This window comes from Vibrio sp. A1-1 (genome assembly GCF_021728175.1).
GTDB lineage: Bacteria > Pseudomonadota > Gammaproteobacteria > Enterobacterales > Vibrionaceae > Vibrio > Vibrio diabolicus.
The window spans coordinates 186,376-212,312 of the sequence record NZ_JAKKCL010000004.1; the positions used below are offsets into that span (position 1 = coordinate 186,376).

General features: G+C 44.5%; 24 protein-coding genes. 14 read left to right on the plus strand and 10 right to left on the minus strand.

The window, feature by feature from the left end; translation table 11 throughout:
* The first annotated feature begins 71 nt into the window (after window positions 1–71).
* The 4 genes from L3V30_RS09275 to secF all read left to right on the plus strand — a co-directional run bounded on the left by L3V30_RS09275 (window position 72) and on the right by secF (window position 4,253).
* Window positions 72–740: an SH3 domain-containing protein gene (locus L3V30_RS09275; RefSeq protein WP_237308779.1), complete on the plus strand. Its 669-nt coding sequence runs from the start codon at window positions 72–74 to the stop codon at window positions 738–740.
* 125 nt (window positions 741–865) lie between these two features.
* Window positions 866–1,345, plus strand: coding sequence for a hypothetical protein (locus tag L3V30_RS09280; RefSeq protein ID WP_104973502.1), 480 nt, complete (start codon window positions 866–868; stop codon window positions 1,343–1,345).
* Window positions 1,346–1,509: 164 nt separating this feature from the next.
* Window positions 1,510–3,348, plus strand: coding sequence for a protein translocase subunit SecD (secD, locus tag L3V30_RS09285; protein WP_005397712.1), 1,839 nt, complete (start codon window positions 1,510–1,512; stop codon window positions 3,346–3,348).
* Between the two features lie 2 nt (window positions 3,349–3,350).
* A complete protein-coding gene (secF, locus tag L3V30_RS09290) occupies window positions 3,351–4,253 on the plus strand; it encodes a protein translocase subunit SecF (protein ID WP_005397711.1) in 903 nt (300 codons plus the stop codon).
* 62 nt (window positions 4,254–4,315) lie between these two features.
* Here the strand turns inward: secF and L3V30_RS09295 are convergent, their stop codons facing one another.
* Together L3V30_RS09295 and L3V30_RS09300 are read right to left on the minus strand one after the other, a co-directional pair.
* The gene (locus L3V30_RS09295; protein WP_104970816.1) at window positions 4,316–4,582 is read right to left on the minus strand and encodes a hypothetical protein; all 267 of its coding nucleotides are present in this window, start codon (window positions 4,580–4,582) and stop codon (window positions 4,316–4,318) included.
* A gap of 16 nt (window positions 4,583–4,598) precedes the next feature.
* On the minus strand, window positions 4,599–5,219 hold the full coding sequence (locus L3V30_RS09300; protein WP_046875887.1) for a LysE family translocator: 621 nt from the start codon (window positions 5,217–5,219) through the stop codon (window positions 4,599–4,601).
* 1,005 nt (window positions 5,220–6,224) lie between these two features.
* Between L3V30_RS09300 and L3V30_RS09305 the strand changes: the two genes are divergently transcribed.
* The 4 genes from L3V30_RS09305 (at window position 6,225) to phaC (ending at window position 10,434) form a co-directional block, all read left to right on the plus strand.
* Window positions 6,225–6,965 (plus strand): SDR family oxidoreductase, encoded by a 741-nt coding sequence (locus L3V30_RS09305; protein WP_005398281.1) that lies wholly within the window; start codon window positions 6,225–6,227, stop codon window positions 6,963–6,965.
* 12 nt (window positions 6,966–6,977) lie between these two features.
* Window positions 6,978–8,186: an acetyl-CoA C-acetyltransferase gene (locus L3V30_RS09310; protein ID WP_237308803.1), complete on the plus strand. Its 1,209-nt coding sequence runs from the start codon at window positions 6,978–6,980 to the stop codon at window positions 8,184–8,186.
* 44 nt (window positions 8,187–8,230) lie between these two features.
* Window positions 8,231–8,578, plus strand: coding sequence for a phasin family protein (locus L3V30_RS09315; protein WP_005398278.1), 348 nt, complete (start codon window positions 8,231–8,233; stop codon window positions 8,576–8,578).
* A gap of 80 nt (window positions 8,579–8,658) precedes the next feature.
* A complete protein-coding gene (phaC, locus tag L3V30_RS09320; protein ID WP_237308780.1) occupies window positions 8,659–10,434 on the plus strand; it encodes a class I poly(R)-hydroxyalkanoic acid synthase in 1,776 nt (591 codons plus the stop codon).
* Window positions 10,435–10,637: 203 nt separating this feature from the next.
* Here the strand turns inward: phaC and L3V30_RS09325 are convergent, their stop codons facing one another.
* From L3V30_RS09325 to napF, 6 genes are all read right to left on the minus strand, one after another.
* The gene (locus L3V30_RS09325; protein ID WP_005373546.1) at window positions 10,638–10,772 is read right to left on the minus strand and encodes a TIGR02808 family protein; all 135 of its coding nucleotides are present in this window, start codon (window positions 10,770–10,772) and stop codon (window positions 10,638–10,640) included.
* A gap of 11 nt (window positions 10,773–10,783) precedes the next feature.
* A complete protein-coding gene (locus L3V30_RS09330) occupies window positions 10,784–11,362 on the minus strand; it encodes a NapC/NirT family cytochrome c (protein WP_005398274.1) in 579 nt (192 codons plus the stop codon).
* A gap of 28 nt (window positions 11,363–11,390) precedes the next feature.
* A complete protein-coding gene (locus L3V30_RS09335) occupies window positions 11,391–11,846 on the minus strand; it encodes a nitrate reductase cytochrome c-type subunit (RefSeq protein WP_031780699.1) in 456 nt (151 codons plus the stop codon).
* Between the two features lie 78 nt (window positions 11,847–11,924).
* The gene (napA, locus tag L3V30_RS09340; RefSeq protein WP_006741149.1) at window positions 11,925–14,414 is read right to left on the minus strand and encodes a periplasmic nitrate reductase subunit alpha; all 2,490 of its coding nucleotides are present in this window, start codon (window positions 14,412–14,414) and stop codon (window positions 11,925–11,927) included.
* Window positions 14,411–14,719, minus strand: a complete 309-nt coding sequence (locus tag L3V30_RS09345) for a chaperone NapD (RefSeq protein WP_005398456.1) — start codon at window positions 14,717–14,719, stop codon at window positions 14,411–14,413. The genes napA and L3V30_RS09345 overlap by 4 nt, the downstream gene beginning before the upstream one ends.
* 41 nt (window positions 14,720–14,760) lie before the next feature.
* Window positions 14,761–15,246 carry a ferredoxin-type protein NapF gene (napF, locus tag L3V30_RS09350; RefSeq protein ID WP_237308781.1) on the minus strand — a complete coding sequence of 162 codons (486 nt, stop codon included), beginning with the start codon at window positions 15,244–15,246 and terminating at the stop codon, window positions 14,761–14,763.
* Between the two features lie 247 nt (window positions 15,247–15,493).
* Between napF and narQ the strand changes: the two genes are divergently transcribed.
* Window positions 15,494–17,230 (plus strand): nitrate/nitrite two-component system sensor histidine kinase NarQ, encoded by a 1,737-nt coding sequence (narQ, locus tag L3V30_RS09355; protein ID WP_012842359.1) that lies wholly within the window; start codon window positions 15,494–15,496, stop codon window positions 17,228–17,230.
* Window positions 17,217–17,849 (plus strand): response regulator, encoded by a 633-nt coding sequence (locus L3V30_RS09360; protein WP_237308782.1) that lies wholly within the window; start codon window positions 17,217–17,219, stop codon window positions 17,847–17,849. Before narQ ends, L3V30_RS09360 begins: the two co-directional genes overlap by 14 nt.
* An 88-nt stretch (window positions 17,850–17,937) precedes the next feature.
* Here L3V30_RS09360 and L3V30_RS09365 read toward each other — a convergent pair whose 3' ends face one another.
* Window positions 17,938–18,111: a hypothetical protein gene (locus tag L3V30_RS09365; RefSeq protein ID WP_005373524.1), complete on the minus strand. Its 174-nt coding sequence runs from the start codon at window positions 18,109–18,111 to the stop codon at window positions 17,938–17,940.
* A 261-nt stretch (window positions 18,112–18,372) separates the two neighbouring features.
* On the opposite strand from L3V30_RS09365, the gene L3V30_RS09370 reads away from it, so the two are divergent.
* A complete protein-coding gene (locus L3V30_RS09370; protein WP_048624836.1) occupies window positions 18,373–19,236 on the plus strand; it encodes a DUF6279 family lipoprotein in 864 nt (287 codons plus the stop codon).
* A gap of 170 nt (window positions 19,237–19,406) precedes the next feature.
* The gene (gene pepT, locus L3V30_RS09375) at window positions 19,407–20,636 is read left to right on the plus strand and encodes a peptidase T (RefSeq protein WP_237308783.1); all 1,230 of its coding nucleotides are present in this window, start codon (window positions 19,407–19,409) and stop codon (window positions 20,634–20,636) included.
* Between the two features lie 88 nt (window positions 20,637–20,724).
* Here the strand turns inward: pepT and L3V30_RS09380 are convergent, their stop codons facing one another.
* On the minus strand, window positions 20,725–21,189 hold the full coding sequence (locus L3V30_RS09380; RefSeq protein ID WP_005373515.1) for a cytidine/deoxycytidylate deaminase family protein: 465 nt from the start codon (window positions 21,187–21,189) through the stop codon (window positions 20,725–20,727).
* 417 nt (window positions 21,190–21,606) lie between these two features.
* On the opposite strand from L3V30_RS09380, the gene vmeY reads away from it, so the two are divergent.
* The gene (vmeY, locus tag L3V30_RS09385; RefSeq protein ID WP_134645504.1) at window positions 21,607–22,734 is read left to right on the plus strand and encodes a multidrug efflux RND transporter periplasmic adaptor subunit VmeY; all 1,128 of its coding nucleotides are present in this window, start codon (window positions 21,607–21,609) and stop codon (window positions 22,732–22,734) included.
* A gap of 8 nt (window positions 22,735–22,742) precedes the next feature.
* Window positions 22,743–25,895: a multidrug efflux RND transporter permease subunit VmeZ gene (gene vmeZ / locus L3V30_RS09390; RefSeq protein ID WP_046875892.1), complete on the plus strand. Its 3,153-nt coding sequence runs from the start codon at window positions 22,743–22,745 to the stop codon at window positions 25,893–25,895.
* The last annotated feature ends 42 nt before the right edge of the window (window positions 25,896–25,937 follow it).

Genomic DNA, 25,937 nt, shown 5'->3' on the forward strand with positions numbered 1-25,937 from the left:
GTATATACCCAAATTTCCGCGACATGCGTGTTGCCGGTGAGATAAGAACAAAGAATGAAAAGGAAAAGTACATGAAGAAAATTCTCATCGCATTGATTGTCATACTGTTGCTCGGTGGGGCGGGTGCTGGATACTATTTCTTCTTTATGCAGAAAGATGAACCTGAGGCGCCAAAAGCTGCGCAAGTGGAGCAAGCGCCAGTGGAAGAAGAAATATCCAAACCGATTCTGGATTTAGAAACCTCCCCTCCTGAAGTGACCGAATACTATGTCATTGAGCGTCGAATCAATGCTTACAATAAGCCAAATGCTAATGCTTTGGTTGTCGATACGCTCTATAAGGGAGAAAAAGTATCGGTGTTAGAAAAAGTGGATGGTTGGTATCGAATCTCTGGTTACCTTGTTTATGAAGAGGGCGGTGAAGAAAAAGCTGAGTGGTTGAATGCCGAAGGATTATCTGATGCAGAGCCAGTTATTAAAGAACAAGAGCGTTTAGAAATACTGGATGGATATTTGCAGAAGTCGGATGATTTAAAAGTCCACTTGGACATCTTCCGCAAGAAAACCCAGCAATTGTTAGACGATGAAACCTGTGATCCGAGTGATTTTGAAGAGCTCGGTGGCTGGGTTCGTTCGGTTACTTATGACAAGCGCAATGTGTACTTCATTTATTGTGGTGGTTTGGAGCAAGAGAACAAAATCTATTTAGATGTCGATAAAGGCGATATCTTTTACCGCTAACAGAGCGCCTTTAGTTTAAAGCCTCTAGAGATTTATAACTTTTTAGTTGTGAACCATAATTAATAGGAATACTATCATCGAGTCGAGTGAAAAAACTCGACTCGTTTTGTTTTTAGTGAGTTCTTATGTCTCAGATTTGCTTGAAAAAATTGCTTTTTATGCTGCTTGCGATGGTATTGCTACCAGCGCATGTTTTTGCTGCGCAAATCGATCAGAAAGCTCATTTACCTTACTTTTCTAAGCTGCAACCATTTGTTGCGAGTATTGCTTTTGCAAATACCTCAATCGATTTTTCTGAAGTCTCAGAAGAAACGACGCAGTCTCCGATTTCTGAAAGTCACGCAAGACTTGATACGCTAGCCCTATTTAATACTCAACGTTGGGTTTCTCACTTACGTGAAGGCCTCGATGATGAGCATGTTGACGTTGTTGGTGACCTAAACACGCCTTTCTATGTTGACGCAGGTTATGCCTACAGCCTGATGGATATCAATTGGCGTCAAAACCAGTACACTTTTTATCATTTCACAAGCGATCATCGCATTTCTGGTTGGAAAGAGACCAACGCAATGTACGTCGCACTCAATAGTCAGTTTTCTGCCTAAACACCATCTATTTGCCCCATTGTGCACTCTTAACACGACGATTGTATTCAACAGGGCGTAACCGTCCTGAGCATTTCATACCCTGAATTTATTCTGGGGACATCTGTCGTGTGTTAAGCCTTGTTATTAAAAGCTTCACTTCGTAGTGAAGGGATGATGTTTACATGAAAAAAACACCAAAGCAGCAAAAGAACAGAAAGCTGATGAATCACTATTCAGCTTGGAAATATGTCGTATTAATCACGACGGTCATTATCTTAACGTTAAGCGCGATTCCGACTTGGTTCGGTGAGCAACCATCGATCCAGCTAACGTTTTCAAACCAAAACAGCAGTGAAATGTCGGTTGTTCAGTTGAATCAACTACTGAAAACCAATCATATCTCAGCAGACAAAATCATCGAAAAAGATGGCAAAACGACCATTGTATTCGATGATGAAAATGCGCAAAGCAAAGCTCGTGCGTTACTAAACAATGAGCTAAATAAAGAAGACAGCATTACCTTCTCATATGTGTCTGTTGCTCCAGAGTGGCTGAATGAGATGGGTTTTAGCCCAATCAAACTCGGTCTTGACCTTCGCGGTGGGGTACAGTTCCTCTTGAATGTCGACGTAAATAAAGCATTTGAGGAGCAACGTAATGCTTTGATCGATGAGATCAAAGCAAGCCTGCGAGATCAGCGCGTGCGTGGTGTACAAATTCGCGCAGAAAGTGGTAACCGCATTGCGGTAAACAGTGAGAGTGATACCGCCCTGGCTGAAGTAAATAAATTCTTGCGTCAAAACTATCCAGGTTGGGTGGTGAAAAGCTCGTCTCGCGGTTTTGTTCTTGAGCCAAGTGAGCAGAATATTCAAGAGTTCCAATCAACGACATTGCAACAAAACTTGAAGATTATGCGTGGTCGTATTGAAGAGCTAGGCATTACGGAAGCATTAGTTCAGCGTCAGGGTAAAGACAGCATTCGTATTGAGCTACCAGGTGTACAAGACCCAGCACAAGCGAAAAACGTTATTGGTGCCACTGCGAGTTTGGCATTCTACGAAGTGAAAGATGCAGGCCAAGCGCGAAGCGGCCAAGATCTTGTGCTGAAAGATAACGATGGCCGAACTGTTGTTCTGGAGAAACGACCAGTCCTAACGGGTGAGCACATTGTTAACGCTCGTGCAGGCGTCGACAATATGGGTATGTCAGAAGTTAACATCTCGCTTGACCACGCGGGCGGTAAAAAGATGAGTGATTTCTCTGCAACGCATATTGGCAAGCCAATGGCGACGGTTTACCGCGAATACAAGACAAACGATCGTGGCGTAACGGAGCGCAGCGAGCGCGTTATTAGCGTTGCGACTATTCAATCTCAACTTGGTAGCCAATTCCGTATTACCGGCGCTGGCAGCATGGACGAAGCGCAGCAGTTAGCGCTATTACTTCGTGCGGGTTCGCTAACAGCCCCGGTTACTATCGTAGAGGAGCGCACTATTGGTGCTTCTTTGGGAGCTGAAAACATTGAAAATGGTTTTGCGGCACTTGCTTTAGGTATGGGGTTAACACTGACCTTTATGGCCCTTTGGTACCGCCGCTTAGGTTGGGTGGCGAACGTGGCGCTTTGTGCCAACATGCTTTGTTTGCTTGGCTTAATTGCCTTGTTACCAGGTGCGGTGCTAACGCTTCCAGGTATTGCAGGGTTGGTGTTAACCGTTGGTATGGCAGTGGACACCAACGTTATTATCTTCGAACGTATTAAGGACAAAATGCGTGAAGGCCGCAGTTTCGCTCAAGCGATTGATCTGGGCTTTGATAGCGCGTTCTCGACCATCCTTGATGCCAACATTACTACCATGATCACCGCCGTGATTTTATACGCCATCGGTAACGGTCCAATCCAAGGCTTTGCTTTAACACTCGGATTAGGTTTGTTAACCAGTATGTTTACAGGCGTATTTGCCTCTCGAGCAATGATCAATTTAATTTGGGGCCGAGATGCCCGTCGTGATGTGAGGGTTTAATCATGGTCGAAATGCTAAAACAAAATATTCGTAAAATTCGCCACTTCACTACGCTAGTTTCTATCGTTTTGACGGTGATCGCACTTGGTGCTCTGGGCTTTAAAGGGTTGAATCTCGGCTTGGATTTCACTGGTGGTATGGTGACAGAAGTGAAAGTCGATAAGTCGTTAACTAACCACGATCTGCTGGATGCACTACAACCAAAACTTGGTGAATCAACCTCTGTCACCCGCACAGGTGAAGATGGTCGTTGGCTCATTCGCTACTCCGCCCCTGAAGAAGGGCAAACTCTGCCAAGTGTGGAAGAGGTATTAAAGCCAGTTTCACATCAAGTTGATGTCGTCAGCAACAGTATTGTTGGTGCTCAAGTTGGCCAGGATTTGTTTGACCAAGGCGGTTTAGCACTATTGATTTGTGTGCTGAGCATCCTTGGTTACTTGTGTTTCCGTTTTGAATGGCGCTTAGCGAGTGGCTCTGTATTTGCTCTGGCTCATGACGTAATTGTCGTCCTCGGCTTCTTCGCCGTTACCCAAATGGAATTCAACTTAACGGTTTTTGCTGCCGTATTGGCAATTTTAGGCTACTCATTGAATGATTCGATCATCATTTCAGATCGAATTCGTGAGCTACTGATCGCGAAACAAAGTTGGAAAATGGAAGACATCAATGACCAGGCTGTCATCGCGACGTTCTCTAGAACGATGGTGACTTCAGGCACAACACTGATTACTGTTGGTGCACTATGGATTATGGGGGGAGCACCGCTAGCGGGTTTCTCAACAGCGATGTTTATTGGTGTGCTATCAGGTACATGGTCTTCCATTTCCATTGGTACCGTATTACCTGAACTGTTCAAGCTCGAACCGAAGCATTACTTGCCTGTTGAGATTGATACCGCGCCGTAATACGAGGTGCTGAAGGTAAAAAGTGCTCGCGCCACTCAGTTTGAGTGGCGTTTTACTTTGTGCTATTTCACACGCATCAGGCGGTGTTTGACGTGACCTAAATCGAACTCAATGATTTGAGAGCGCTTCATCGATTCAACCAGGCGCAACATGGATGTGTGATAACCTTTCTTTTTCATCCATTGCAATGGCTCGGAAAAGCTGTCTTCGTTTACAACGTAAGATTCGCCTCTGTGTTCTCCAGCATAAACGTTTACGACCCAAACCCGGGCCTGAAAATCTAATACTTCACTTATGTTTCGCGTAATTTTTCTTAGGATATTTTTCATCATTTCCAGCGTTGCTTTAGCTCAGTAATAGCCAAACACCAACCCCCATCATTAAAGTGCCCGCGATACGGTTCATCAGGCGCACATTCTTTGATTGACCCAACACGCGTTTCAGTCCTTTACCACCAGTGGCATACAGAGACATACAAATGAACTCAAAAAGAAGGATGATGGAGACAAGCACGATCAGCTGTGGAGCAAGAGCCGCATTTTGATCGATAAAAGGCGGCAGTAGAGAAATCATAAATGCCCAGCCTTTTGGGTTTGCGATAGCGGTAACGAAGCCTTGCATGATGAGCGCGACATTGCCACTTTTGGGTTTTTCTAAATTATCGACATTTATTGCTAACTTACCTCGAGATCGCCACATTTCTACACCAAGATAGAGTAAGTAGCCGCCACCAATAAACTTTAGTGCGATAAACATCCAAGGATAGTTGAGCATGATCGCTGCGATCCCTAGTACTGCCGAGACTGAAACCAGCGCGACACCGACGAGTTCACCAATCATCATCCATAATGTGCGGCGATAACCGATACTCATTCCTAGCGTTAAGGCGAGCGTCATGCACATTCCTGGTGTAATTGAGACAAAAAAGAAGGTAGGGATGAACATACTGAGCAATGCAAGATTCATGTTTGTTGATAACTAAGTGATTTGATAGAAGCCACAAAGATAGTGCAAATTGATAAAGGATACTATCCCCAAATATCCCCAAATAACCTCAAGGTGCTAGGTTCAGCGAGAATGACTTGGCTCACAGGCACGGCAACGATTTGAAGATCTAGTGGTTCTAAATCAAAAATCGTTAACAAAGGCTGTGGGATAAGGAAACTCGCCCTGCGGAGCATGTCACTGACACGATTTCTGCATCTTGACGTCATTTGGGTATAACATCAATTTACTGGGTTAAAGAATCTAGATGATTGCTTTAGGAGATGGCACCATCGAATATTGCACCGTACCGGTACTTCAATAGATAAAAAGTGATTCGATACGTTAAATGCTAGTTAATTGATGTTATTTGGATATTTAAAATAAAACTGAAATTATTTTTTAATTGCTGCGTCATAATAGTGCGAACTGCACCAAAATGAGACGTTTTCTTCTATTGTTTACATTCTAAATATACCACTTTTCATAAGCGAAACTATAAATATAAAATTAAGTTTATACTGTCTTAAATATCATTTAAGTTAGTAATTAAATGATATTACTGACAATTGCTTATATTGATATTTGAATTATTATTCTAATCGTATTTATAGAGAACAACTCTGAGCATGAGAGTGGTATCTGAAATCATGAGATGATGTAACGTCCACTGTTCGGTATGTAACCTATTGATAAATAATGCTTAAATTTATGTTCTGATAAGCTTGTGTTTAACTTTATTTTATTTAAAACAATGACTTATAAAGAGTTAACCATTTTATAACATTTCATGTTTAATGAGATCTAAATCAATCTTATGCAAATGGATTAGTTTTTTATTTGAAATGTAATATTTCTGGTTTAACTTAAAATAAAAGGCATCACAGGATTGATAGCCAAAAGAATAAATAAACACGTCAGTTGGTGATTTATTTCATCAGTGTATTTAGTTTGCTTTTTTAAATGCCGTTAAGAATGGAGTCTTCGATGAAGAAAGTCGCTTTGATCACCGGATCAAAAGGCGGAATTGGTTCTGCTATTTCCTCTCAATTAGTGAATGATGGTTACCGTGTAATCGCTACGTATTTCACAGGCAACTATGAATGTGCGTTGGAGTGGTTCAACAGTAAAGGGTTTACCAAAGATCAGGTTCGCCTTTTTGAGTTGGACGTAACAAACACTGCAGAGTGTGCAGCAAAGTTAGCGCAATTGCTTGAGGAAGAAGGGACCATTGATGTCGTTATCAACAACGCAGGTATCACACGTGATGGCGTGTTTAAAAAGATGACTGCGCAAGCTTGGAATGACGTCATTAATACCAACCTCAATAGTCTATTCAACGTTACGCAACCTCTGTTCGCTGCGATGTGCGAAAAAGGCGGTGGTCGTGTCATTAACATCTCCTCAGTCAATGGCCTAAAAGGGCAGTTTGGTCAAGCAAACTACTCGGCGGCGAAAGCTGGGATGATAGGTTTCTCTAAAGCCTTGGCGTATGAAGGTGCTCGTTCGGGTGTGACAGTAAATGTTATTGCGCCAGGTTACACTGGTACACCAATGGTTGAGCAAATGAAGCCAGAAGTATTGGAGTCCATCACGAATCAAATCCCAATGAAACGCCTTGCTACACCAGAAGAAATTGCAGCATCAGTGAGCTTCTTGGTCAGCGATGCAGGGGCCTATATCACCGGTGAGACTTTGTCGGTGAATGGCGGCCTATACATGCACTAAGGAGAGAAGATGATGGAAAAAGTGTTTATCGTAGCAGCGAAGCGCACTCCAATTGGCGCCTTTGGTGGCAGTCTGAAAAATACCTCTACTGGCAATTTGGCAGCAGTAGCGATTAAAGGCGCGTTAGAAGCGGCAAAGTTGACTGGTGATAAGATTGATGAGGTGATTGTTGGCAACGTTGTCGGCGCAGGTCAAGGCATGGGAGTCGGTCGTCAGGCGGCATTGTTCGCTGGGATTCCGGACGCGGTTCCTGCGTATGGTGTAAACATGGTTTGCGGCAGTGGCATGAAAACCGTCATGGATGCGGTTTCACATATCCGTAGTGGTGATACAGAGATTGTTGTTGCAGCAGGTGTTGAGGTCATGTCTCAGATTCCGTTTGCCGCGCCAAGTAGTATTCGTGATGGCAACAAAATGGGCAACCTAGAGCTGAAAGACCTGCTCGTAGCGGACGGTTTAACCGACGTTTATAACCAATATCACATGGGTGTGACGGCAGAAAACGTTGCAAAAGAAATCGGCCTAACCCGTCAACAGCAAGACGAGTATGCGCTGTCTAGCCAACAGAAAGCGGTGGCGGCAATCGAAGCGGGTAAATTCAAAGACGAAATTGTGCCCGTAGAAGTAAAGCAACGCCGTGAAACGGTGCTATTCGATACCGACGAATACCCAAAGGCTAATGCGACTATGGAAGCGTTAAGCAAGTTGCGCCCTGCTTTTGACCGTGAAGGCACTGTGACTGCGGGGAATGCATCAGGTATTAACGATGGTGCGAGTGCAATTATCGTCGCGCCTGAGAGCGCAGTTAAAGCGCATGGACTCACGCCTATTGCTGAGATCGTAAGCTATGCGCAATCGGGGCTTGATCCGAAAATCATGGGTCTAGGTCCAGTGGAGTCAGTCAATAAAGCATTAGCAAAAGCAGAATTAACGGTAAACGACATTGACGTTTACGAGTTAAACGAAGCATTTGCCGCGCAAGCACTTGGCGTGATTCATCAGTTGGCGGAAACCAACCAAGTTCCTGTTAACGCGATTCAAGATAAAGCGAACTTTAATGGTGGTGCTATCGCGCTAGGTCACCCACTTGGTGCATCGGGCAACCGAATCTTAGTGACGCTTGTTCACGAGCTTCATAAGCAAAATGGTCAATATGGTGTCGCATCACTTTGTGTGGGCGGCGGCATGGGGACGGCTGTGGTTATAAAAGCAGTTAAGTAATTATTTAAACGGACATTTTTAATTCTTTCTCTAGGAGATAAACCATGTACACAGATTTCTTCAAAACCTTTAGCGATCAAACTGAAAAAAATCTAGAACCTTACTTGAAGTTCAACAAGCTAGTGACAAAAAACGTAGAAGTGTTGACTGAGCTTCAACTGAATGCAATTCGTACTTACAGCGAAGTAGGCCTGAACCAAATGAAAGCGGCATCAGAAATCAAAGACGTAACGTCATTGACTGCTTTCAACAGCCAGCAACTAAGCGTTCTTACTAAGCTTTCTCAACAAATGATGGACGACAGCAACAAGCTTCAAGCTATTGCAAAGGAGTTCAAAGAAGACGTTGAGAAAATGACTTCGGAAAATCTAAAGACTGTTACTCCAGCGTAATTTGTCCGATTCTCGCCGCCTTAGGGTCTCTAGACCCTAATTTGGGCGGCGTTGTTTTTTCCGAATATAGGAGTAAGACTATGTTTCAGCACTTCTTTTCGGACTATCTTGTACAGCTTCAACAAACCAATCAACAGTGGTGGCATGATTTCGAAGTGAACAAGGCAGTCGTGAACTCTCCTTTAAATAAGGCCATGCAAGAAGTGAACTTGGAAGACACTGCCAAACTCTTCGAACAAGCTGTAAATCAGCCTGCTGCGATCTTAAAACTGCAAGCAGAATGGTGGGAACAGCAGCTACAAATTTGGCAGAATGTCGCGTTGGCGGGTAACCAAAAACAGATCATTGAAGCAGAAAAAGGGGACAAGCGTTTTTCTAATGAAGCGTGGCAAAATGAGGTGATGTATAGCTTCATTAAGCAATCCTACCTGTTATTCAGCAAGACTTATTTAGATACAATTGAGTCATTCGAAGGTTTGGATGAAAAATCTAAAGAGCGAATACTTTTCTTTTCTCGTCAAGCCATCAATGCACTTTCCCCTTCGAATTTCATCGCGACGAATCCAGAACTCTTGAAACTGACACTTGAGCAAAACGGTCAAAACCTTCTGGCTGGCTTAGAGCAGTTAAAAGAAGACGTTGAGTCCAGTGCGGACATTTTGAAAATTCGTATGACGAACAACAATGCGTTCCGCGTGGGTGATGACGTGGCGACCACTCCGGGTGATGTGGTTTTTCAAAACGAATTGTTTGAGTTGATTCAATATCGACCTCTAACAGAGAAAGTGAATGCGACGCCACTGCTCATCGTTCCGCCTTTCATTAATAAATACTACATCCTTGACTTAACAGCGAAGAACTCAATGGTTCGATGGTTGCTAGAGCAGGGACATAGCGTATTTATGATGTCTTGGCGTAACCCAGGCAAGGCACAAGCGCATGTAGAGTTTGGTGACTATGTGACAGAAGGCGTCGTCAAAGCCGTCGCCGCAATTGAAGATATAACGGGCCAAGAGCAAATCAACGCGGCTGGTTACTGTATTGGTGGTACGGTTCTGGCGAGCACGGTTGCGTACTATGCGGCAAAACGTATGAAGAAGCGTATTAAATCAGCGACTTTCTTCACCACATTGCTCGACTTTTCTCAGCCAGGAGAAGTTGGCGCGTACATCAATGACACCATTGTGAGTGCAATTGAGGCGCAAAACAACGCAAAAGGGTATATGGACGGTCGTTCATTAAGCGTCACATTCAGCTTACTGCGCGAAAATAGCTTGTACTGGAACTACTATGTAGACAACTACTTAAAGGGCAACAGCCCAGTCGATTTTGACTTGTTGTACTGGAACAGTGACAGCACCAACGTGAGTGCTGCCTCCCATAACTTCTTGCTTCGTGAGCTCTATTTAGAGAATAAGCTAGTGCAAGACAAAGGCGTCAAAATTGGTGGGGTATGGATTGACCTAAACAAGATCAAAATTCCTAGCTATTTCGTATCAACGAAAGAAGACCATATAGCGTTATGGCAGGGAACTTATCGTGGTGCCCTGAACACTGGTGGCAACAAAACGTTTGTTCTCGGTGAGTCGGGTCATATTGCGGGTATCGTGAACCCTCCAGCGAAAAATAAGTATGGTTATTGGTTGAACGATACTTTGGATGATTCGGCTGACGAGTGGTTGAATAATGCCGAGCACAAAGAGGGATCGTGGTGGACACATTGGAATGAATGGCTACTTCAATTCAATCCAAAAGAGCAAGTCGAACCATTCCCTATTGGCTCGGAAGACCACCCAGCAATCGATGAAGCGCCAGGGCAATACGTCAAGCAGGTTCTGCCAGTAAAAGAGTCTTAAACAACTCCCTATAGCAGTAAATTTTAGCGACCTTTATGGTCGCTTTTTTTGGTCGTTACTGACTACCTTATTACACCGATTGAATATATGTATCGGTTGAGGACATTTTGGGCCGAAAGTGACGGTGAATAAAAAAGCGCCGAGTAGATACTCAGCGCTTAGTGTCAACAAATAGGCAAGTTGACGGGTAGAAGTGCGTTACATTACACCTCTTTATCCTTACCAAATGACAGCAGCCAGAGAGAGATTGCTGCTACTGCCACAAAGCCGGAAAGAATAATCACAGGCATGGCGCTATAGCCAAGGATATGCCAAATTACAGATTCTAAAGTACTCATGGGAAGTCTCCTTAGTGCCAGCCTTCAACGCCGCTCATGTCCGGTAGTTTGTGCGCGATGCCTTTGTGACAATCTACGCAGGTTTTCTCTCCAGAAGCTAGCGCAGTAGAGTGCTGTTCCGCTGCTCGTGAGCCTTGTTGAGAGTAATCCATATAATCAAACTCGTGACAGTTACGACACTCAAGAGAGTCATTCTTTTTCATTCGTGCCCACTCTCGCTCAGCAAGGTGTCCTCGACGCTCTTGGAACTTCTCTGGTGTATCGATAGTACGCAGAACATAGTGAGCGAATAGCTCTTTGGATGCTTGTACTTTACGAACGATCTTATCTGTCCATTCATGAGGAACGTGACAGTCTGAGCAGATGGCACGAACACCAGAACGGTTAGAGTAGTGAATTGTTTCTTGAATTTCAGCAACGATTGGTGCGTGACAGCCAGAACAGAACTCTTCTGTGTTGGTTGCTTCCATACCTGTGTTGAATGCGCCCCAAAACAAAAGACCGCCAGCAAAACCTAAGAACAAAACCACACCAGCGGCAGCTTTACTTGGGTTCTTCAGTCTTTTCCAAAACGCTTTAAGTATTTTCATAAATAACCTCTTCGTACTCGCGTTTCAATTACTGAAGCGAATCAACTGCCTCGAACTTGTTTTCAACTAGTGGCTTAGCATTAGTTTGTGGCACGTGGCATTGCAAACAGAAGTAACGACGAGGAGACATATCCGCCAATACAGCATCTTCTCGGTTTACATAGTGCGTTACGCTAATTTTAGTCGCGCCTGACTCTTTTGCATTTTTCCAGCTGTGGCACGCAAGACACTTATTAGCATTTAACGACACTTCGTAGTGACGGATGCTGTGTGGGATCAACGGTGGTTGATAAACAAAGCTATCTTCAACAATCTGATCTTTAGGGAAGTCTTTGAACTCATCTGCTGGGCGTGTGTCTTCCAATTGAGACATTCCACGTAGAGACTCTAGACCACCAATGCCACCTGGATTATCTAACTCAGCTTGCGCAATGCCTGTCACTAAAGCACCTACAGATAAAAGTGCGACAAGTAATTTTTTCATCATTTCATCTCCGCCTTTATGGCTTAAATTCTTTATTAGGCCGCCATAGTGACGGCCGTAGCATTCGGTATCTGAAGGTTAAGCAATCTTAGTGATTTTGACTGGACACTTCTTAAAGTCTGTCTGTTTAGACAGTGGGTCAGTCGCATCTAGGATGAGCTTGTTAATCAAAATACGTGCATCAAAGAACGGTACGAATACCAAACCTTTTGGCGGACGGTTACGACCGCGAGTTTCAACACGAACGCGTACTTCGCCGCGTTTGTTTGCCATGAGTACTTCTTCACCACGACGAACGTTACGCGCTTTTGCGTCTTCAGGGTGCATGTAACATACTGCGTCTGGTACTGCTTTGTATAGCTCAGGTACACGACGAGTCATGGTGCCTGTGTGCCAATGTTCAAGAACACGACCAGTACATAGCCACATATCAAACTCATCGTTTGGCACTTCTGGTGGCGCTTCATATGGTGCAGAGATAATCTTCGCTTTGCCGTCAGCATTGCCGTAGAAGTCCCAACCAGAACCTTCTTTTGCGTATGGATCAGAACCTTCTTTAAAGCGCCATTGTGTTTCCTTACCATCAACAACTGGCCAACGTAGACCACGCACTTCATGGTAACGGTCGTATGGTGCTAAATCATGCCCGTGACCACGGCCAAACGTTGCGTATTCCTCAAACAGACCTTTTTGAACATAGAAACCGAAGTGGTGAGCATCGTCATTCAATTCGCGAGCTTCTTCGATAGGGAACTTGTCGACATTACCATTGCGGTATAGTACGTCGTACATGGTTTTACCACGGTACTGAGGCGCTTTCGCTAGAAGCTCTTCAGGCCACACTTCTTCCATTTTGAAGCGTTTCGAGAACTCCATTAGCTGCCACAGGTCAGATTTTGCCTGACCGACCGTGCCCACTTGTTGGTACCAAGCTTGAGTACGACGCTCTGCGTTACCGTAAGCACCTTCTTTCTCAATCCACATTGCTGTTGGAAGAATAAGGTCTGCTGCTTGCGCTGTTGCCGTCGGGTATGGGTCAGACACAACGATGAAGTTTTCTGGGTTGCGGTAACCTGGAAGACGTTCTGTGTTGATGTTTGGACCTGCTTGCATGTTGTTGTTACATTGAACCCAGTAACAGTTCAGAACGCCGTCATTCAACATGCGGTCTTGCAATACGGCGTGGAAGCCAGGTTTTGGTGGAATCGTCCCTTCTGGCAGTTTCCAGATGTCTTCCGCAATCTTACGGTGTTTCGGGTTAGCTACTACCATGTCTGCAGGTAGACGGTGAGCAAACGTACCCACCTCACGAGCGGTACCACATGCTGATGGTTGACCCGTTAGTGAGAATGGGCTGTTACCCGGAGTCGAGATCTTACCGGTTAGTAGGTGGATGTTGTAAACCAAGTTATTCATCCACACGCCACGAGTATGTTGGTTCATACCCATTGTCCAAAGTGACATTACTTTTGTATTTGGATTGGCGTATTGCTTCGCAAGCTCGATAAGCTTCTCTTTTTCAACACCAGAGATTTCAGAGGCTTTCTCAGCGGTGTAAGGTGCAACAGACTTTTTGTACTCTTCGAAAGAGATAGACGTTAGCTTGCCTGAGTTAGGATTCTTCGCTGCTTTTTGTAGCGGATCATCGTCACGTAGGCCGTAACCGATGTCGGTATCTGCTTGAGTGAAGTTAGTGTGCTTGTTCACGAAGTCCCAGTTTACCGCATCGTTTTCGATGATGTAGTTCGCGATGAAGTTAGCAATCGCTAGGTCAGACTGTGGATTAAAAATGTAGCCGTGATCTGCCAACTCAAATGAACGGTGGTAGTAAGTAGAAAGCACGTTCACTTTAACGTGAGGGTGACTTAGGCGACGGTCAGTAATACGAGTCCATAGAACAGGGTGCATCTCTGCCATGTTCGAGCCCCATAGAACGAATGCGTCTGCGTTCTCAAAGTCATCGTAACAACCCATCGGCTCATCGATACCGAATGCGCGCATAAAGCCAACTACAGCAGAAGCCATACAGTGACGAGCGTTTGGATCAATGTTGTTTGAACGAAAGCCCGCTTTCATTAGCTTTGACGCAGCGTAGCCTTCCATTACTGTCCATTGGCCTGAGCCAAACATACCTACGCTTGTTGGACCTTTTTTCTCGAGGGAAGCTTTCCATTTCTCAGCCATGATGTCGAAAGCGTCATCCCAAGAGATAGGTGTAAATTCACCGTCTTTGTGGAATTTGCCATCTTTCATTCTCAGCATCGGCTGAGTCAGACGGTCTTGACCGTACATGATCTTAGAAAGGAAGTAGCCTTTAATACAGTTTAGGCCTTTGTTTACTGGTGCTTCTGGGTCACCCTGTGTTGCTACCACTTTGCCATTTTGAGTACCAACAAGAACAGAACAGCCTGTACCACAGAAACGACAAGGTGCTTTGTCCCATGTGATTTTGGTTTGATCAGAGCTTGCAATCAGGTTGGCTGCAGATGCTGGTAGTGTCACACCTGCGACAGCAGCAGCTGATGCAGCCGCGTTTGCTTTCACAAACGCACGTCTTGTCATTTTCATACTTCACCCTCGATTTGGGAATGTTGTGTTCCAGTGTCTTCTTCATCCGTTTCTTCAAGCCCAGTTTCGATTTGGTGATAAACCAATACCGTGCTCAAGACATTCGGTAAATTGTTGATGGCATCGATAGTGTCTGTGATAAAACCTTGGTTTTCGGTTTCAAGCACGACGATAATCTTGCCTTCTGGACTGTCACCATAGATTTCCGCATTTTCATGTGCTTCGATCTGTTGTTTGATTTCGTCCAGATGTTCTGGCAGTACGTGTACTACCAAACTTGAAATATGCACTTCATTTAGTGACATATAGCTCTCTCATTTATTGCCTTTGGCCGACGACATACGGCTTAGGCTGTTATATTGCTCACATTGATGGATGAAGTCGGGCACACTGAAACACAGGCGCCGCAGCCGTTACACTCATCAAGGTCTAAATTGGGTTGTGCTACTTTCCCCAGCTCTAATTTGAACTGAATTGCCATTGGGTCGCACATATCCCCACAGCTTCGGCATTCGACATTTTGTTTTGCTAAGCAGCTATCGTTGATGCTTGCTTTCGCTTGCCAAGGTTGCTCTGTTTTTGGCAAGAAAAGGGGCTCAGGACAGGCGTCTGCACACTGATAACAAAATGTGCATTCATCAATAGAAAAATCGACCGAAGGGAATCCGCCATCACTTTTAGTTATAATCTTTGTTTCGCAGGCCTCAATGCATTTACCGCAGCGAGTGCAATCGTCCGTAAACTGTTCTGGCTTGGTTAACCAAGGCAAACGTACGGCGTTGTCGGGGTGCGCTTTTCTTGCAAAGAGTCTTCTTCTGAAAAGGTCTACCACTTAGTCACCTCGAAACTTGGAACCCAAACTAAGCATAGTCCACAATTTTCATTAATAAACTGTCATTTAAACTAACGAAATTGTAGTTTTTGACATATTTGTATAAATACCTCTTAGGAGGTAAATGGGATGCAATATTGTTTTGGATCAATAAATTCCGTCGCAGGTGATCACATATTGATAAAGTTGAAAGGTAATGGGTTCATTGCACGTACAAATAGGGTTGTTAATGGGCGAGGAACTCAGATTGTTTAAAAATGTGAAAAAGTCAGTGACGCGCACGATTGCGTCCGCGATGCTTCTTATTTTGCTGCTTTCAGTTGCTACGACTGGTTTTGCAATTTTTACGTTAGCGTCAAGCTTGAATGATGCAGAAGCCGTCAATGTTGCTGGCTCGATGCGAATGCAAAGCTACCGTCTGGCGAATGATATTCAGGTTAAATCTGTTGACTATTCTTCACATATTGACGCATTTGAACATTCGATATACTCACCTTCCATGAAAGCACTCCAGCATTGGTCAGTGCCAGAAGACATTACTCATGATTACTACCGTCTTATTATGAGATGGCATGAGCTCAAGTCGGTGTTGAGAGGAGACAACCCGGCGGAGTACCAACTCCTAGTGGCTGGTTTTGTAAAGCAGATCGATGAGTTTGTATTTAAGCTGCAAAGCTTTTCGGAGCAAAAGCTGATTAACTTAGCTTGGATTGGCGGGTTAGGGTTAGGCGGTATCCTTTGTGTCAGTATGTTTGTTGTCCATTTTGTGCGCCTCGAAGTTGTACGGCCTTTGCGTGCTTTAGTTTTTGCTAGCGAGCAAATTAAGAATCGCTCATTTAATATATCGCTTGATGTATCCAGCGATAATGAAATGGGGATCCTGACTCGAACCTTTAATCGGATGGCGACGGACCTTGGTAAGTTATACCGAGGGCTAGAACAAGCGGTTGATGAAAAAACGCGTAAATTACAGCATGCGAATCAGTCTTTAGAAGTATTGTATGACTCGTCGAAAGAGTTAACGGCTTCGCGTATTAATCAGGATAACTTCCAAGCCATATTACAACATATTGCAAGTCTTGAAGGCATTAAAGCGGTCAAACTTGAAATAGAGCAATTGGGAGAACCGAGTTGGATATTGATGGAAGGGGAAGAGTGCTGCCACGACTGTGATGAAGATTGCCACAGTAAGGCTCTAACGTTGGACGGTGAGCACTTAGGCTATTTGTATTGGAAGGCCGGGTTACCTTGTCCGAATGAGGCACTGATTGACAACTTTGTGCAGATTTTATCGCGTGCCGTGTATTACAATCGAGCCCAACGCCAAGCAGAACAAATCCTACTGATGGAAGAGCGAGCCACCATTGCTCGGGAACTGCATGATTCATTAGCTCAAGCACTCTCTTATTTAAAAATTCAGGTCGCTTTATTAAAGAGAAGCGTAAAGAATTTGCCTGATGAAAAAGCGATAGCTCAGGCGAATCAAGTCATTGCCGAGTTGGATACGGGCTTATCTGCTGCTTATACCCAACTACGCGAATTACTGACGACGTTTCGTCTTACGATTAAAGAGGGCAGTTTTGGCCAAGCATTGCAAGATATGGTCGAAACGCTCAACGAACAAACCGTCGCTGACATTACGTTAAAAAATAGACTTTCTTCAACTGAACTGGATGCACACCAGCAGGTTCATTTACTACAGTTGATAAGAGAAGCAGCAATTAATGCCATCAAGCATGCGCAAGCAGATAATATTCACATTCAATGTCTTGATAATGATGGAAAAGTCACAGTAACCGTTACCGATGATGGAATAGGCTTTGAACATCAAGACGAAAAATTAAATCATTACGGTATGAGTATCATGCAAGAGCGAGCCGCTAGGCTGCATGCCGATCTTCACATTGAAGCATCGATCAACAAAGGCTGTACCGTAAAACTAGAATTCCAACATAGTAAGGAAGTAAACAGTGACAGTGTGTAAAGTAATGCTGGTGGATGATCATCCACTCATGCGACGAGGTATTCACCAACTTTTAAGCTTTGAGCCTGAGTTTGAAGTCGTTGCAGAAGCAAGTAATGGCGCAGATGCGGTAGCGAAAGCGCATGAGCTGGAACTGGATCTTGTACTTCTTGATCTCAATATGAAAGGCATGTCAGGCCTCGATACCTTACAAGCGCTACGTGCTGATGGTTGTGAAGCTCGAATTGTTATCTTAACTGTATCAGATAGCCCAGCTGACATAGAAGCAATAGTTAGAAGTGGCGCAGATGGCTATTTGTTGAAAGATACCGAGCCTGATGAGTTGGTTGAGTTGCTAAAACAAGCGTATCAAGGCGACAAAGCATACAGCCAAGAAGTATCTAAGTACTTGAGTGAGCGTTCAGGACAAGAGGACGTTTTTGATACGCTGACGGATCGCGAAACGCAGATCTTAAGAGAGGTGGCAAGAGGTTTCCGCAACAAGCAGATTGCCGATCGTCTTTTTATTTCTGAATCCACGGTTAAAGTGCATATGAAGAGTTTACTTAAAAAGCTTCAAGTTCCTTCTCGTACTGCGGCAACCGTTCTTTATCTTGAGCGCTTTGGCGACATCAAATAATACAGTTGAAGAATAATCCCAAACCACCAATGGAATCAATCGTTTAGCGTAATTTTAATAATAAAAAACCGCCTTTAAGGCGGTTTTTTTATTTGTCTGGGCGAATAGAGTACAAGTCACTGTTGTGCTTACCGCACTCTAAATAGTACTGATAAGCCACTTTTTTGCTTTCAGCAATGACTCTCATGCAGTGCATTTTCCCCTGTTCAAAATATCGAATCTCATATTCTACACTGGTATCAAGTTGCTCAGCGGCTGCCATACTTCGCCTCCATAAACCATCCAAAAAACATCCATGCAAATTATATGCCGTTATAGGGAGCGTCGTTCGGTGTGTTTTTTAGCCGATAATTGCGCTCTAACTCACTTTTTTGCGGATAGTTGTGATCAAAAAGTTAATTTCAAACTCTATATATTATTAAGGTGGCAATCAATATTTGTCACACTGGTGTAAGTTTGCCGCAATATTAAGTGATACAAGTTGAGTATAGAACTTAATCAATAGAAAAGGGAATACGAATAAGTGACTAAATTACAGGGTGTATCTAATAAGGTGCTTGGTTATGGCCTTCTATTTTGTTTCGTATTTCTTCTTGCCGGATGTACGAAGAAGTTTCTATACAGCAATATCGATTGGTTCGTTATCGATTACATAGAGGATTATGTTTCTCTGCAAGGTGAACAAGAAGTCTTGGTCGAAGAACGCTTATTATTGTTAGCAGAATGGCATAAGAAAGAAGAGTTACCGTTATATATCGATCATTTAAAAGAGCTTGAGAGATTAAAAGCGAGCGATATCACCCTAAATTATTTGCAGGAAAATCGAGATAGAATGCGAGCGCATTACGATAGAGTGGTAAGCAAAGCGGCACCAGACCTTTTTGCTTTGAGTTTACAGTTAACGAAAGATCAAGAACGGGAATTTCTGAGTAATGTACAAGAGCATTATCAAGAGCGAAACGCAAAATATGCGGATAAAACGGAAGATGAAATACGTGAAATTATTCTAGATAACACAGAAGAATGGATGGAAGAGTGGTTGGGAAGCCTATCAGAAAGTCAGCGCCAATTAGCTCAAACGTTTTCTCAACAAGTCACTCTTAACAGTCCTTTATGGAGAGGTTATCGAGCAACGATATATCAAGAGCTCGAATATCTGTTCGACAACAAGTCCAATGCTGTCACTTATCAGGATATATTTATGCGCCTGTTGTTCGAGCCAGAGAGCTATTACAGTGAGCAGCTTTCTAAAAATATTGATTCTAACTTTGTGCTGGTCGATCAACTGACATTAGATATTTCTCAATCTATGACCGATAAACAATGGCGTCATTTTCGCGGTAAGGTAAAAGAGTGGCGAGTACTAGCTGAGGAATTATTAGATTAGATTCATGCTTCAATTGACGAGGGGATGTGCATTAGCCTTTCTTATGAAAAAATGATTCAAAGCAAATTCTTATTGAGCTAAAAGCGTAACATAGCTTGAGGTTTGATGAGGTAAGGTCAGCTTACTGATGGTTGATAAAGCCTCATCGTATAAAAACAATGAGAATAAATATGAAACATTTAGTTGAAAGATTTCTTCGCTACGTCACGTTCGATACCCAATCAAATCCACATGTTACGCTTTGCCCAAGCTCGCCTGGTCAGCTTGTGTTTGCTGAGTCGCTTAAGAAAGAGATGATCGAACTTGGCTTAAGTGATGTGACATTAGATAAAAATGGCTACTTGATGGCTAGACTGCCAGCTAACGTTGATTATGAGGTGCCGCCTATAGGCTTTATTGCCCATATGGATACCGCGCCTGACGCCTCAGGAAAAAACGTAAAACCGCAATTTATTGAAGATTACCAAGGCGGCGATATTGCGCTAGGGTTGGGGGATGAAGTGTTATCTCCGGTGCAATACCCAGATTTACATCATCTACATGGCCACAATCTTATCACTACCGATGGCACTACATTACTTGGCGCGGATAACAAAGCTGGTATTGCTGAGATTCTCTCTGCAGTCGCGCTGTTACTAGAAAATCCAGACATTCCACACGGCGACATTTGTATCGGCTTTACACCAGATGAAGAGATTGGCCGGGGCGCAGATTTATTTGATGTTGAAAAGTTTGGCGCGAAATGGGCATACACTATTGATGGTGGCCCGCAAGGTGAGCTGGAATACGAAAATTTTAATGCGGCAAACGCCGATGTGATTTTTCATGGTGTCAGCGTTCACCCTGGTACTGCAAAAGGTAAAATGGTTAATGCGATGAACTTGGCTGCGAAATTTCAGGTTCAAATGCCTCAAGATCAAACTCCGGAAACAACCGAAGGCTACGAAGGGTTCTTCCATTTAAAATCGGCAGAAATGGGCGTGGCGCGAAGCGAACTTGGTTACATTATCCGAGACTTTGATCGTCAGGGCCTTGAAGAGCGAAAAGCCTTTATGCAGAAACTCGTTGATGACATGAACGCGGGCTTACGCCATGGTTCTGTAGAACTGAAAATAACAGACAGCTATTACAATATGAGAGAAATGGTTGAGCCTTACCCGCATATCATTGAGCTAGCGAAGCAAGCGATGGAAGCGTGTGATGTGGAGCCGATTATAAAACCTATTCGTGGTGGTACAGATGGCGCTCGTTTATCTTTTATGGGGTTGCCGTGCCCGAATATCTTCACTGGTGGTTTTAACTTCCATGGGATTCATGAGTTTATTTCGGTTGAAATGATGGAGAAGTCAGTGCTTGTCATCGTCAAAATTGCTGAAATCACCGCGAAAAAACACGGTTAACAGACCAGGTCGAGCGGTTCTTGTCGATTGAATGGGGAAAAAATAGCCCAGAGTCATCTGGGCTATTTTTAAATTCAAAAACGAAACATTAACGTACGTCTTTGTCTTCAATTTCAATGTCTTCTAGTGGTAGCCAGTCGACTTTCACACCCGCTTGATCGAACATGTCTTGGCTGACTTGGATTTTATCTCCCCAGCGAGATAGAAAGTCTTCAGATTGCTCAGGGCAGTGCACGTGTGAGATCCCTGTTTGAATGATCTTTGCCGCGCAATTAGGACATGGAAAATGCGTCACCCAAATATCACATCCGTCTAAATCACGTTTTGAGAACAAAATTGCGTTCTCTTCTGCATGCAGTGTTTTTAGATATTTCAACTCGCGTTCATCGGTATCGACACTGTCAGAAACACCGTGCGGGTAGCCATTAAATCCAACAGATACAATGCGATTCTGTTTAGTGATAACTGCACCGACTTGTGTTGATGGGTCCTTACTCCAAGACGCCACTAGTTCTGCCATCTGGTAAAAGCGTTTTGCCCATTTAGAAATCATAGTCATCCTCTCTGTCGAAGGCGTTGAATTAATTGAATGATAACCCATTTATATTAAAAAAATAGTCAAAATCGGGGTCTTGAGTATGAAGGCGTCATTTTTTGTATTTTTAACCATAAAACGTTCTTATCTTGAGCACCGAATCTCACTTTCCGTCTTTATACGATATCTTAATTCGCGTTTCCTAGCGCCTCTAAATGCACGATGCCTGAGAGTGTATATAAAATAGTTATGATTGATCTGCTTGTATATTGTTCATTAAATATCACTGTTAACTAAATTACTTTATTTTCTTTTTGTTTCTCATGTTTACATTTAGAAACATTTTGGGGGCTTTTGAGTGAAGTTTTCAGTTGCAGCAAGGAGTAAGGTTGATGGGAATTCAACAATATCCTGTTCTATAAAGACGGTAAATACATGCAAAAGAAACCACTTGTCGCACTAATGGCGGCTACAGCAATCCTCGCTGGATGCGGGGAAGCTAATAATGCCCAAAGGGAAGGCCAAGCGCCTCTCGTAGTGACTCAGGATGTCACGGTTATCGACTACCAACCGAGCAAGTCTTATATCGGTCGCATTGAAGCAGTAGAAGATACCAATATTACCGCGCAGATTTCTGGCTATTTAAAAGCTCGTCACTTTGAAGAGGGGCAAATGGTAGAAAAAGGACAGCTTCTTTATTCTATCGAGCCATCTTCTTTTGAAGCACAAGTCGCGAGCGCTAAAGCGGCACTTGCACAAGCAAAAGCCGCGCTAAAAAAAGCGGAACTAGACCATACCCGAGGTAAAAACTTGTTGCCTCGCGGTAGTATCTCCCAATCTGAGTTTGACGCCTTAACTGCGGCACTTCTTGGTGCGAAAGCCGAGCTAGAAGCAGCAAATGCTCAGCTTAAGCTTGCTGAAGTTAACCTTTCTTATACTCAAATCCGGGCTCCGTTCAGCGGTCGTATTAGCGATACCAAAGTGAGTACTGGTGATCTTGTTTCTCCTTCATCTGGCGTGCTGACGACATTGGTGAGCTTAGATCCAGTGCATACTTCATTTAGTGTGAGTGAGCGTGAGCGTTTAGCCATGGGGATGGATCAAGTCAAAGGCGACGGCTCAGCAGAATCAAACAGAGTTGAAGTTCAGCTTGAGCTGGAAAATGGCCAGTTTTTTGAGCATCTCGGTAAGCTCGATTTCTTAGGTAATCGTATTGATACCAAAACTGGTACGATTGCAATGCGTGCGCTAGTGCCAAACCCAGAGCAGAAGTTACTTCCGGGTCAGCACATCAAAGTGAACTTGAGAGATAAGAACACGAAAGACGTTATTGTTATCCCACGACGTGCCGTACAGACTGACTTAGAAGGTGACTTTGTGATGGTGATGGCTGAGGGAAGTGTGGCAGAGCGTCGTAACGTCGAGCTTGGACCTCAGGTTGAACAAGGCATTATCATTCGAGAAGGCCTCGATCAGGAAGATACGGTTATTACACAGGGCCTACAGCGTGTGCGTAATGGTGTAGAAGTGCGCATTCAAACACCTGCTGAAGATAAGCAGTAGGGGGCACTATGTTAAGTCGTTTCTTTATTCAGAGACCTAAATTCGCGCTGGTTATTTCGATCATATTAACGCTAGCAGGCGCGATCTCACTGGCGATTTTGCCAGTGGCGGAGTACCCACAGATAAGTCCGCCATCAGTCAGTGTTTCGGCATACTACACCGGTGCGAGTGCGGAAGTTGTCGAGCAGGCCATTGCGGACCCCATAGAGACGTCGGTCAATGGCGTTGAGGACATGATCTACATGTCTTCAAAGAGCGCGAACGATGGCTCATACAGCCTAAATGTCACGTTCGATGTTGGGACCGATCCAGACATGGCGCAAGTAAACGTGCAAAACCGTGTGTCACAGATCGAGTCAAAACTGCCTCAAGAAGTGCGCATGGTTGGTGTGACGGTGAAAAAACGCTCACCTGACTTGCTGATGGTCCTTAACTTCTATTCACCTGATGGTAAATATGACGATCAGTTCTTGATTAACTACATTAACTTGAATGTAAAAGATCAGCTGGCTCGTGCGAAAGGCATTAGTGAAGTTAACGTGATTGGTGGTGGCGAATACGCAATGCGTGTTTGGTTAGATCCGGAAAAAATGGCCAACCTTAAGCTAACCACGTCAGACGTATACGCCGCTTTGGCTGAACAAAACGTTCAAGTTGCGGCAGGGCGTGTTGGTGCAGCACCATACAACAATCCGCAAGAAGTTCAGTTTAACCTTGTGACCAAAGGTCGCTTGGAAAGCGTGAGCGAGTTTGAGAACGTTGTCCTTCGAGCTAATCCCAATGGTTCCACGGTTTATCTGAAAGATGTTGCTCGCGTTGAACTAGGCAAAAAGTTCTACGATGGTAACGGTAAATTCCGTGGTCAGGACGCGTCAATTGTTGCATTGTCTCTTCAATCAGATGCGAACGCGTTAGAAAGTGGTCAGGCCGTCATGGAGCTGCTTGAGGACTTGAGTAAAAACTTCCCTGAGGGCATGGCGTATGAGACCAGCTACGATACAACCGTGTTTGTATCTGAATCGATCAAAGGGGTAGTCAAAACACTGATTGAAGCGATTCTATTGGTGATTGCTGTAACTTACTTGTTTTTGGGTAGCGCGCGCGCAACGTTGATTCCTGTTGTTGCGATCCCCGTTTCTCTGATTGGTACGTTTGCCATCATGCAGGCGACGGGCTTCACCATCAATACGGTCACTTTGTTTGGCTTGATCCTCGCGATTGGTATCGTGGTGGACGATGCGATTCTGGTTATCGAAAACGTCGATACCACCATGGCGAAAGACCCAACCATTTCACCGCGTAAAGCGACATTGCTAGCGATGAAAGAAGTAACGGGCCCAATCATCACGTCGACCTTGGTTCTACTTGCGGTATTCATACCAGTCGCGATGCTGCCGGGTATCACTGGAATCATGTATCGCCAGTTCGCTTTGACCATCTGTATTTCGGTTGTGATCTCATCCATTAACGCATTGACGCTCTCTCCAGCACTTTGTTCTTTGGTATTGAAGCAGGGTGGGGGCAACACGGCTAACTGGTTCCAGGCTTTCAACCGAGGCTTAGAGCGTATCACAACGCGTTATGGTCAGGTCGCTGGTTTCTTGGTGAAGAAATCTTTGCTACTCGTGACGTTCTTTATAGTCGCTATCGCGGCGGTCACTTTCTTTGCGAAAACCACCTCAACAGCGTTTGTTCCTCAAGAAGATAAAGGCATTTTGCTGGTTAACGTTCAGCTACCAGATTCAGCTTCTTTATCTCGTACTGAAGAAGTCACCAATGATTTAATGAACATGATTGGTGAAGAACCTGGTGTGGATGGCGTGACGGTTGCGAACGGTTACTCGTTTATGACAGGCGCAGCAGCATCAAACGGTGCATCTGTGTTTATCAAACTGCATGACTGGGATACTCGTAACTCGTTGCAAGGGGAGCACTCTGCCAATGCCATCGCGGCGCGTATTAACGGTCGTGCTGCAACAGAGTTGCCTCAAGCGGTTGTGTTTGCGATGGGGCCACCAGCGGTTCCTGGTATGGGGGCAGCGTCTGGTTTTGAGTTTGTGCTTGAAGATACGCTAGGGCGAAGCCGTACCGATTTGTCGATGGTCATGGGAGAAATGATCCAAGCGGCCAACCAAGCCCCTGAAATTGCCTACACGTTTAGTACGTTCCGCGCGAATGTCCCTCACTACTACGTTGATATCGACCGTGAGAAAGCACAGCAGTTGGGTATTTCACTGTCGTCTATTTTCCAAACCTTGCAAGGCAACTTAGGTTCGCTTTATGTGAATGACTTCACCATGTTTGGTAAGAACTTCCGCGTAACCATGCAAGCTGATAGCCAGCACCGTAGCAGCATGGAAGATCTAGAGCGTTTCCATGTTCGTTCTTCGAACGGTGATATGGTTCCGCTAAGTACGCTAGTGAGCTACGAGCAAGTGTTTGAGCCTGATGTGGCATGGCGTTACAACATGTACCGCAGTGCTATCATTCAAGGCCAACCAGCTCCGGGCTACTCTAGTGGTGATGCGATTGCCGCAATGGAACGCGTTGCTGCAGAGGTTCTTCCGCAGGGCTACACGTACGAATGGACAGGCATGGCTTATCAGGAAGTACTTGCGGGTAACCAAGCCATTTATGCGTTTGCACTGGCTTTGATCTTCATTTACTTGTTCATGGTGGCACAATATGAGAGCTGGAGTATTCCATTAGCCATCATTTTGGTGGTGCCAGTAGCAACGTTAGGCTCCTTCTTGGCGTTGAATCTGACTGGGACACCGCTTAACTTGTATGCGCAAATTGGCCTTGTCTTGCTCATAGCCTTGGCGGCGAAAAACGCAATTTTGATTGTGGAGTTCGCCAAGCAAGAACGTGAAGAAAAAGATGCTGATATCGATAGTGCAGCGGTTAAAGGAGGCACGTTACGTTTCCGCGCTGTGAATATGACATCTTGGTCGTTTATCCTGGGTATCTTCCCGCTGATCTTCGCCGCAGGTGCAGGGCACGTGAGCCAAAACTCGCTCGGCGTGTCGCTGATTGGTGGTCTATTGTGTGTGCTTCTAGCAGGTACATTCTTGATCCCTGGCTTCTACGCTCTGGTGCAAAGGCAGCGTGAGAAAGTTCATGGCGGCAACACCAAGCTGGTTCCTCTTGATGATGAGTAATCACACCCGCTGTGCACAGTAGAGCACGAAGTTAAAGTCGAA

Excerpts from the sequence above, each read along its gene's own strand:
- secF (WP_005397711.1), top strand. The coding sequence starts at position 3,351 with ATGGTCGAAATGCTAAAACAAAATATTCGTAAAATTCGCCACTTCACT.
- L3V30_RS09330 (WP_005398274.1), bottom strand. The coding sequence starts at position 11,362 with ATGAAAATACTTAAAGCGTTTTGGAAAAGACTGAAGAACCCAAGTAAA.
- L3V30_RS09280 (WP_104973502.1), top strand. The coding sequence starts at position 866 with ATGTCTCAGATTTGCTTGAAAAAATTGCTTTTTATGCTGCTTGCGATG.
- napA (WP_006741149.1), bottom strand. The coding sequence starts at position 14,414 with ATGAAAATGACAAGACGTGCGTTTGTGAAAGCAAACGCGGCTGCATCA.
- L3V30_RS09295 (WP_104970816.1), bottom strand. The coding sequence starts at position 4,582 with ATGAAAAATATCCTAAGAAAAATTACGCGAAACATAAGTGAAGTATTA.
- vmeY (WP_134645504.1), top strand. The coding sequence starts at position 21,607 with ATGCAAAAGAAACCACTTGTCGCACTAATGGCGGCTACAGCAATCCTC.
- L3V30_RS09305 (WP_005398281.1), top strand. The coding sequence starts at position 6,225 with ATGAAGAAAGTCGCTTTGATCACCGGATCAAAAGGCGGAATTGGTTCT.
- L3V30_RS09325 (WP_005373546.1), bottom strand. The coding sequence starts at position 10,772 with ATGAGTACTTTAGAATCTGTAATTTGGCATATCCTTGGCTATAGCGCC.
- secD (WP_005397712.1), top strand. The coding sequence starts at position 1,510 with ATGAAAAAAACACCAAAGCAGCAAAAGAACAGAAAGCTGATGAATCAC.
- L3V30_RS09275 (WP_237308779.1), top strand. The coding sequence starts at position 72 with ATGAAGAAAATTCTCATCGCATTGATTGTCATACTGTTGCTCGGTGGG.
- L3V30_RS09315 (WP_005398278.1), top strand. The coding sequence starts at position 8,231 with ATGTACACAGATTTCTTCAAAACCTTTAGCGATCAAACTGAAAAAAAT.
- phaC (WP_237308780.1), top strand. The coding sequence starts at position 8,659 with ATGTTTCAGCACTTCTTTTCGGACTATCTTGTACAGCTTCAACAAACC.
- pepT (WP_237308783.1), top strand. The coding sequence starts at position 19,407 with ATGAAACATTTAGTTGAAAGATTTCTTCGCTACGTCACGTTCGATACC.
- L3V30_RS09335 (WP_031780699.1), bottom strand. The coding sequence starts at position 11,846 with ATGAAAAAATTACTTGTCGCACTTTTATCTGTAGGTGCTTTAGTGACA.
- L3V30_RS09300 (WP_046875887.1), bottom strand. The coding sequence starts at position 5,219 with ATGAATCTTGCATTGCTCAGTATGTTCATCCCTACCTTCTTTTTTGTC.
- L3V30_RS09310 (WP_237308803.1), top strand. The coding sequence starts at position 6,978 with ATGGAAAAAGTGTTTATCGTAGCAGCGAAGCGCACTCCAATTGGCGCC.
- L3V30_RS09365 (WP_005373524.1), bottom strand. The coding sequence starts at position 18,111 with ATGGCAGCCGCTGAGCAACTTGATACCAGTGTAGAATATGAGATTCGA.
- L3V30_RS09380 (WP_005373515.1), bottom strand. The coding sequence starts at position 21,189 with ATGATTTCTAAATGGGCAAAACGCTTTTACCAGATGGCAGAACTAGTG.
- vmeZ (WP_046875892.1), top strand. The coding sequence starts at position 22,743 with ATGTTAAGTCGTTTCTTTATTCAGAGACCTAAATTCGCGCTGGTTATT.
- L3V30_RS09345 (WP_005398456.1), bottom strand. The coding sequence starts at position 14,719 with ATGTCACTAAATGAAGTGCATATTTCAAGTTTGGTAGTACACGTACTG.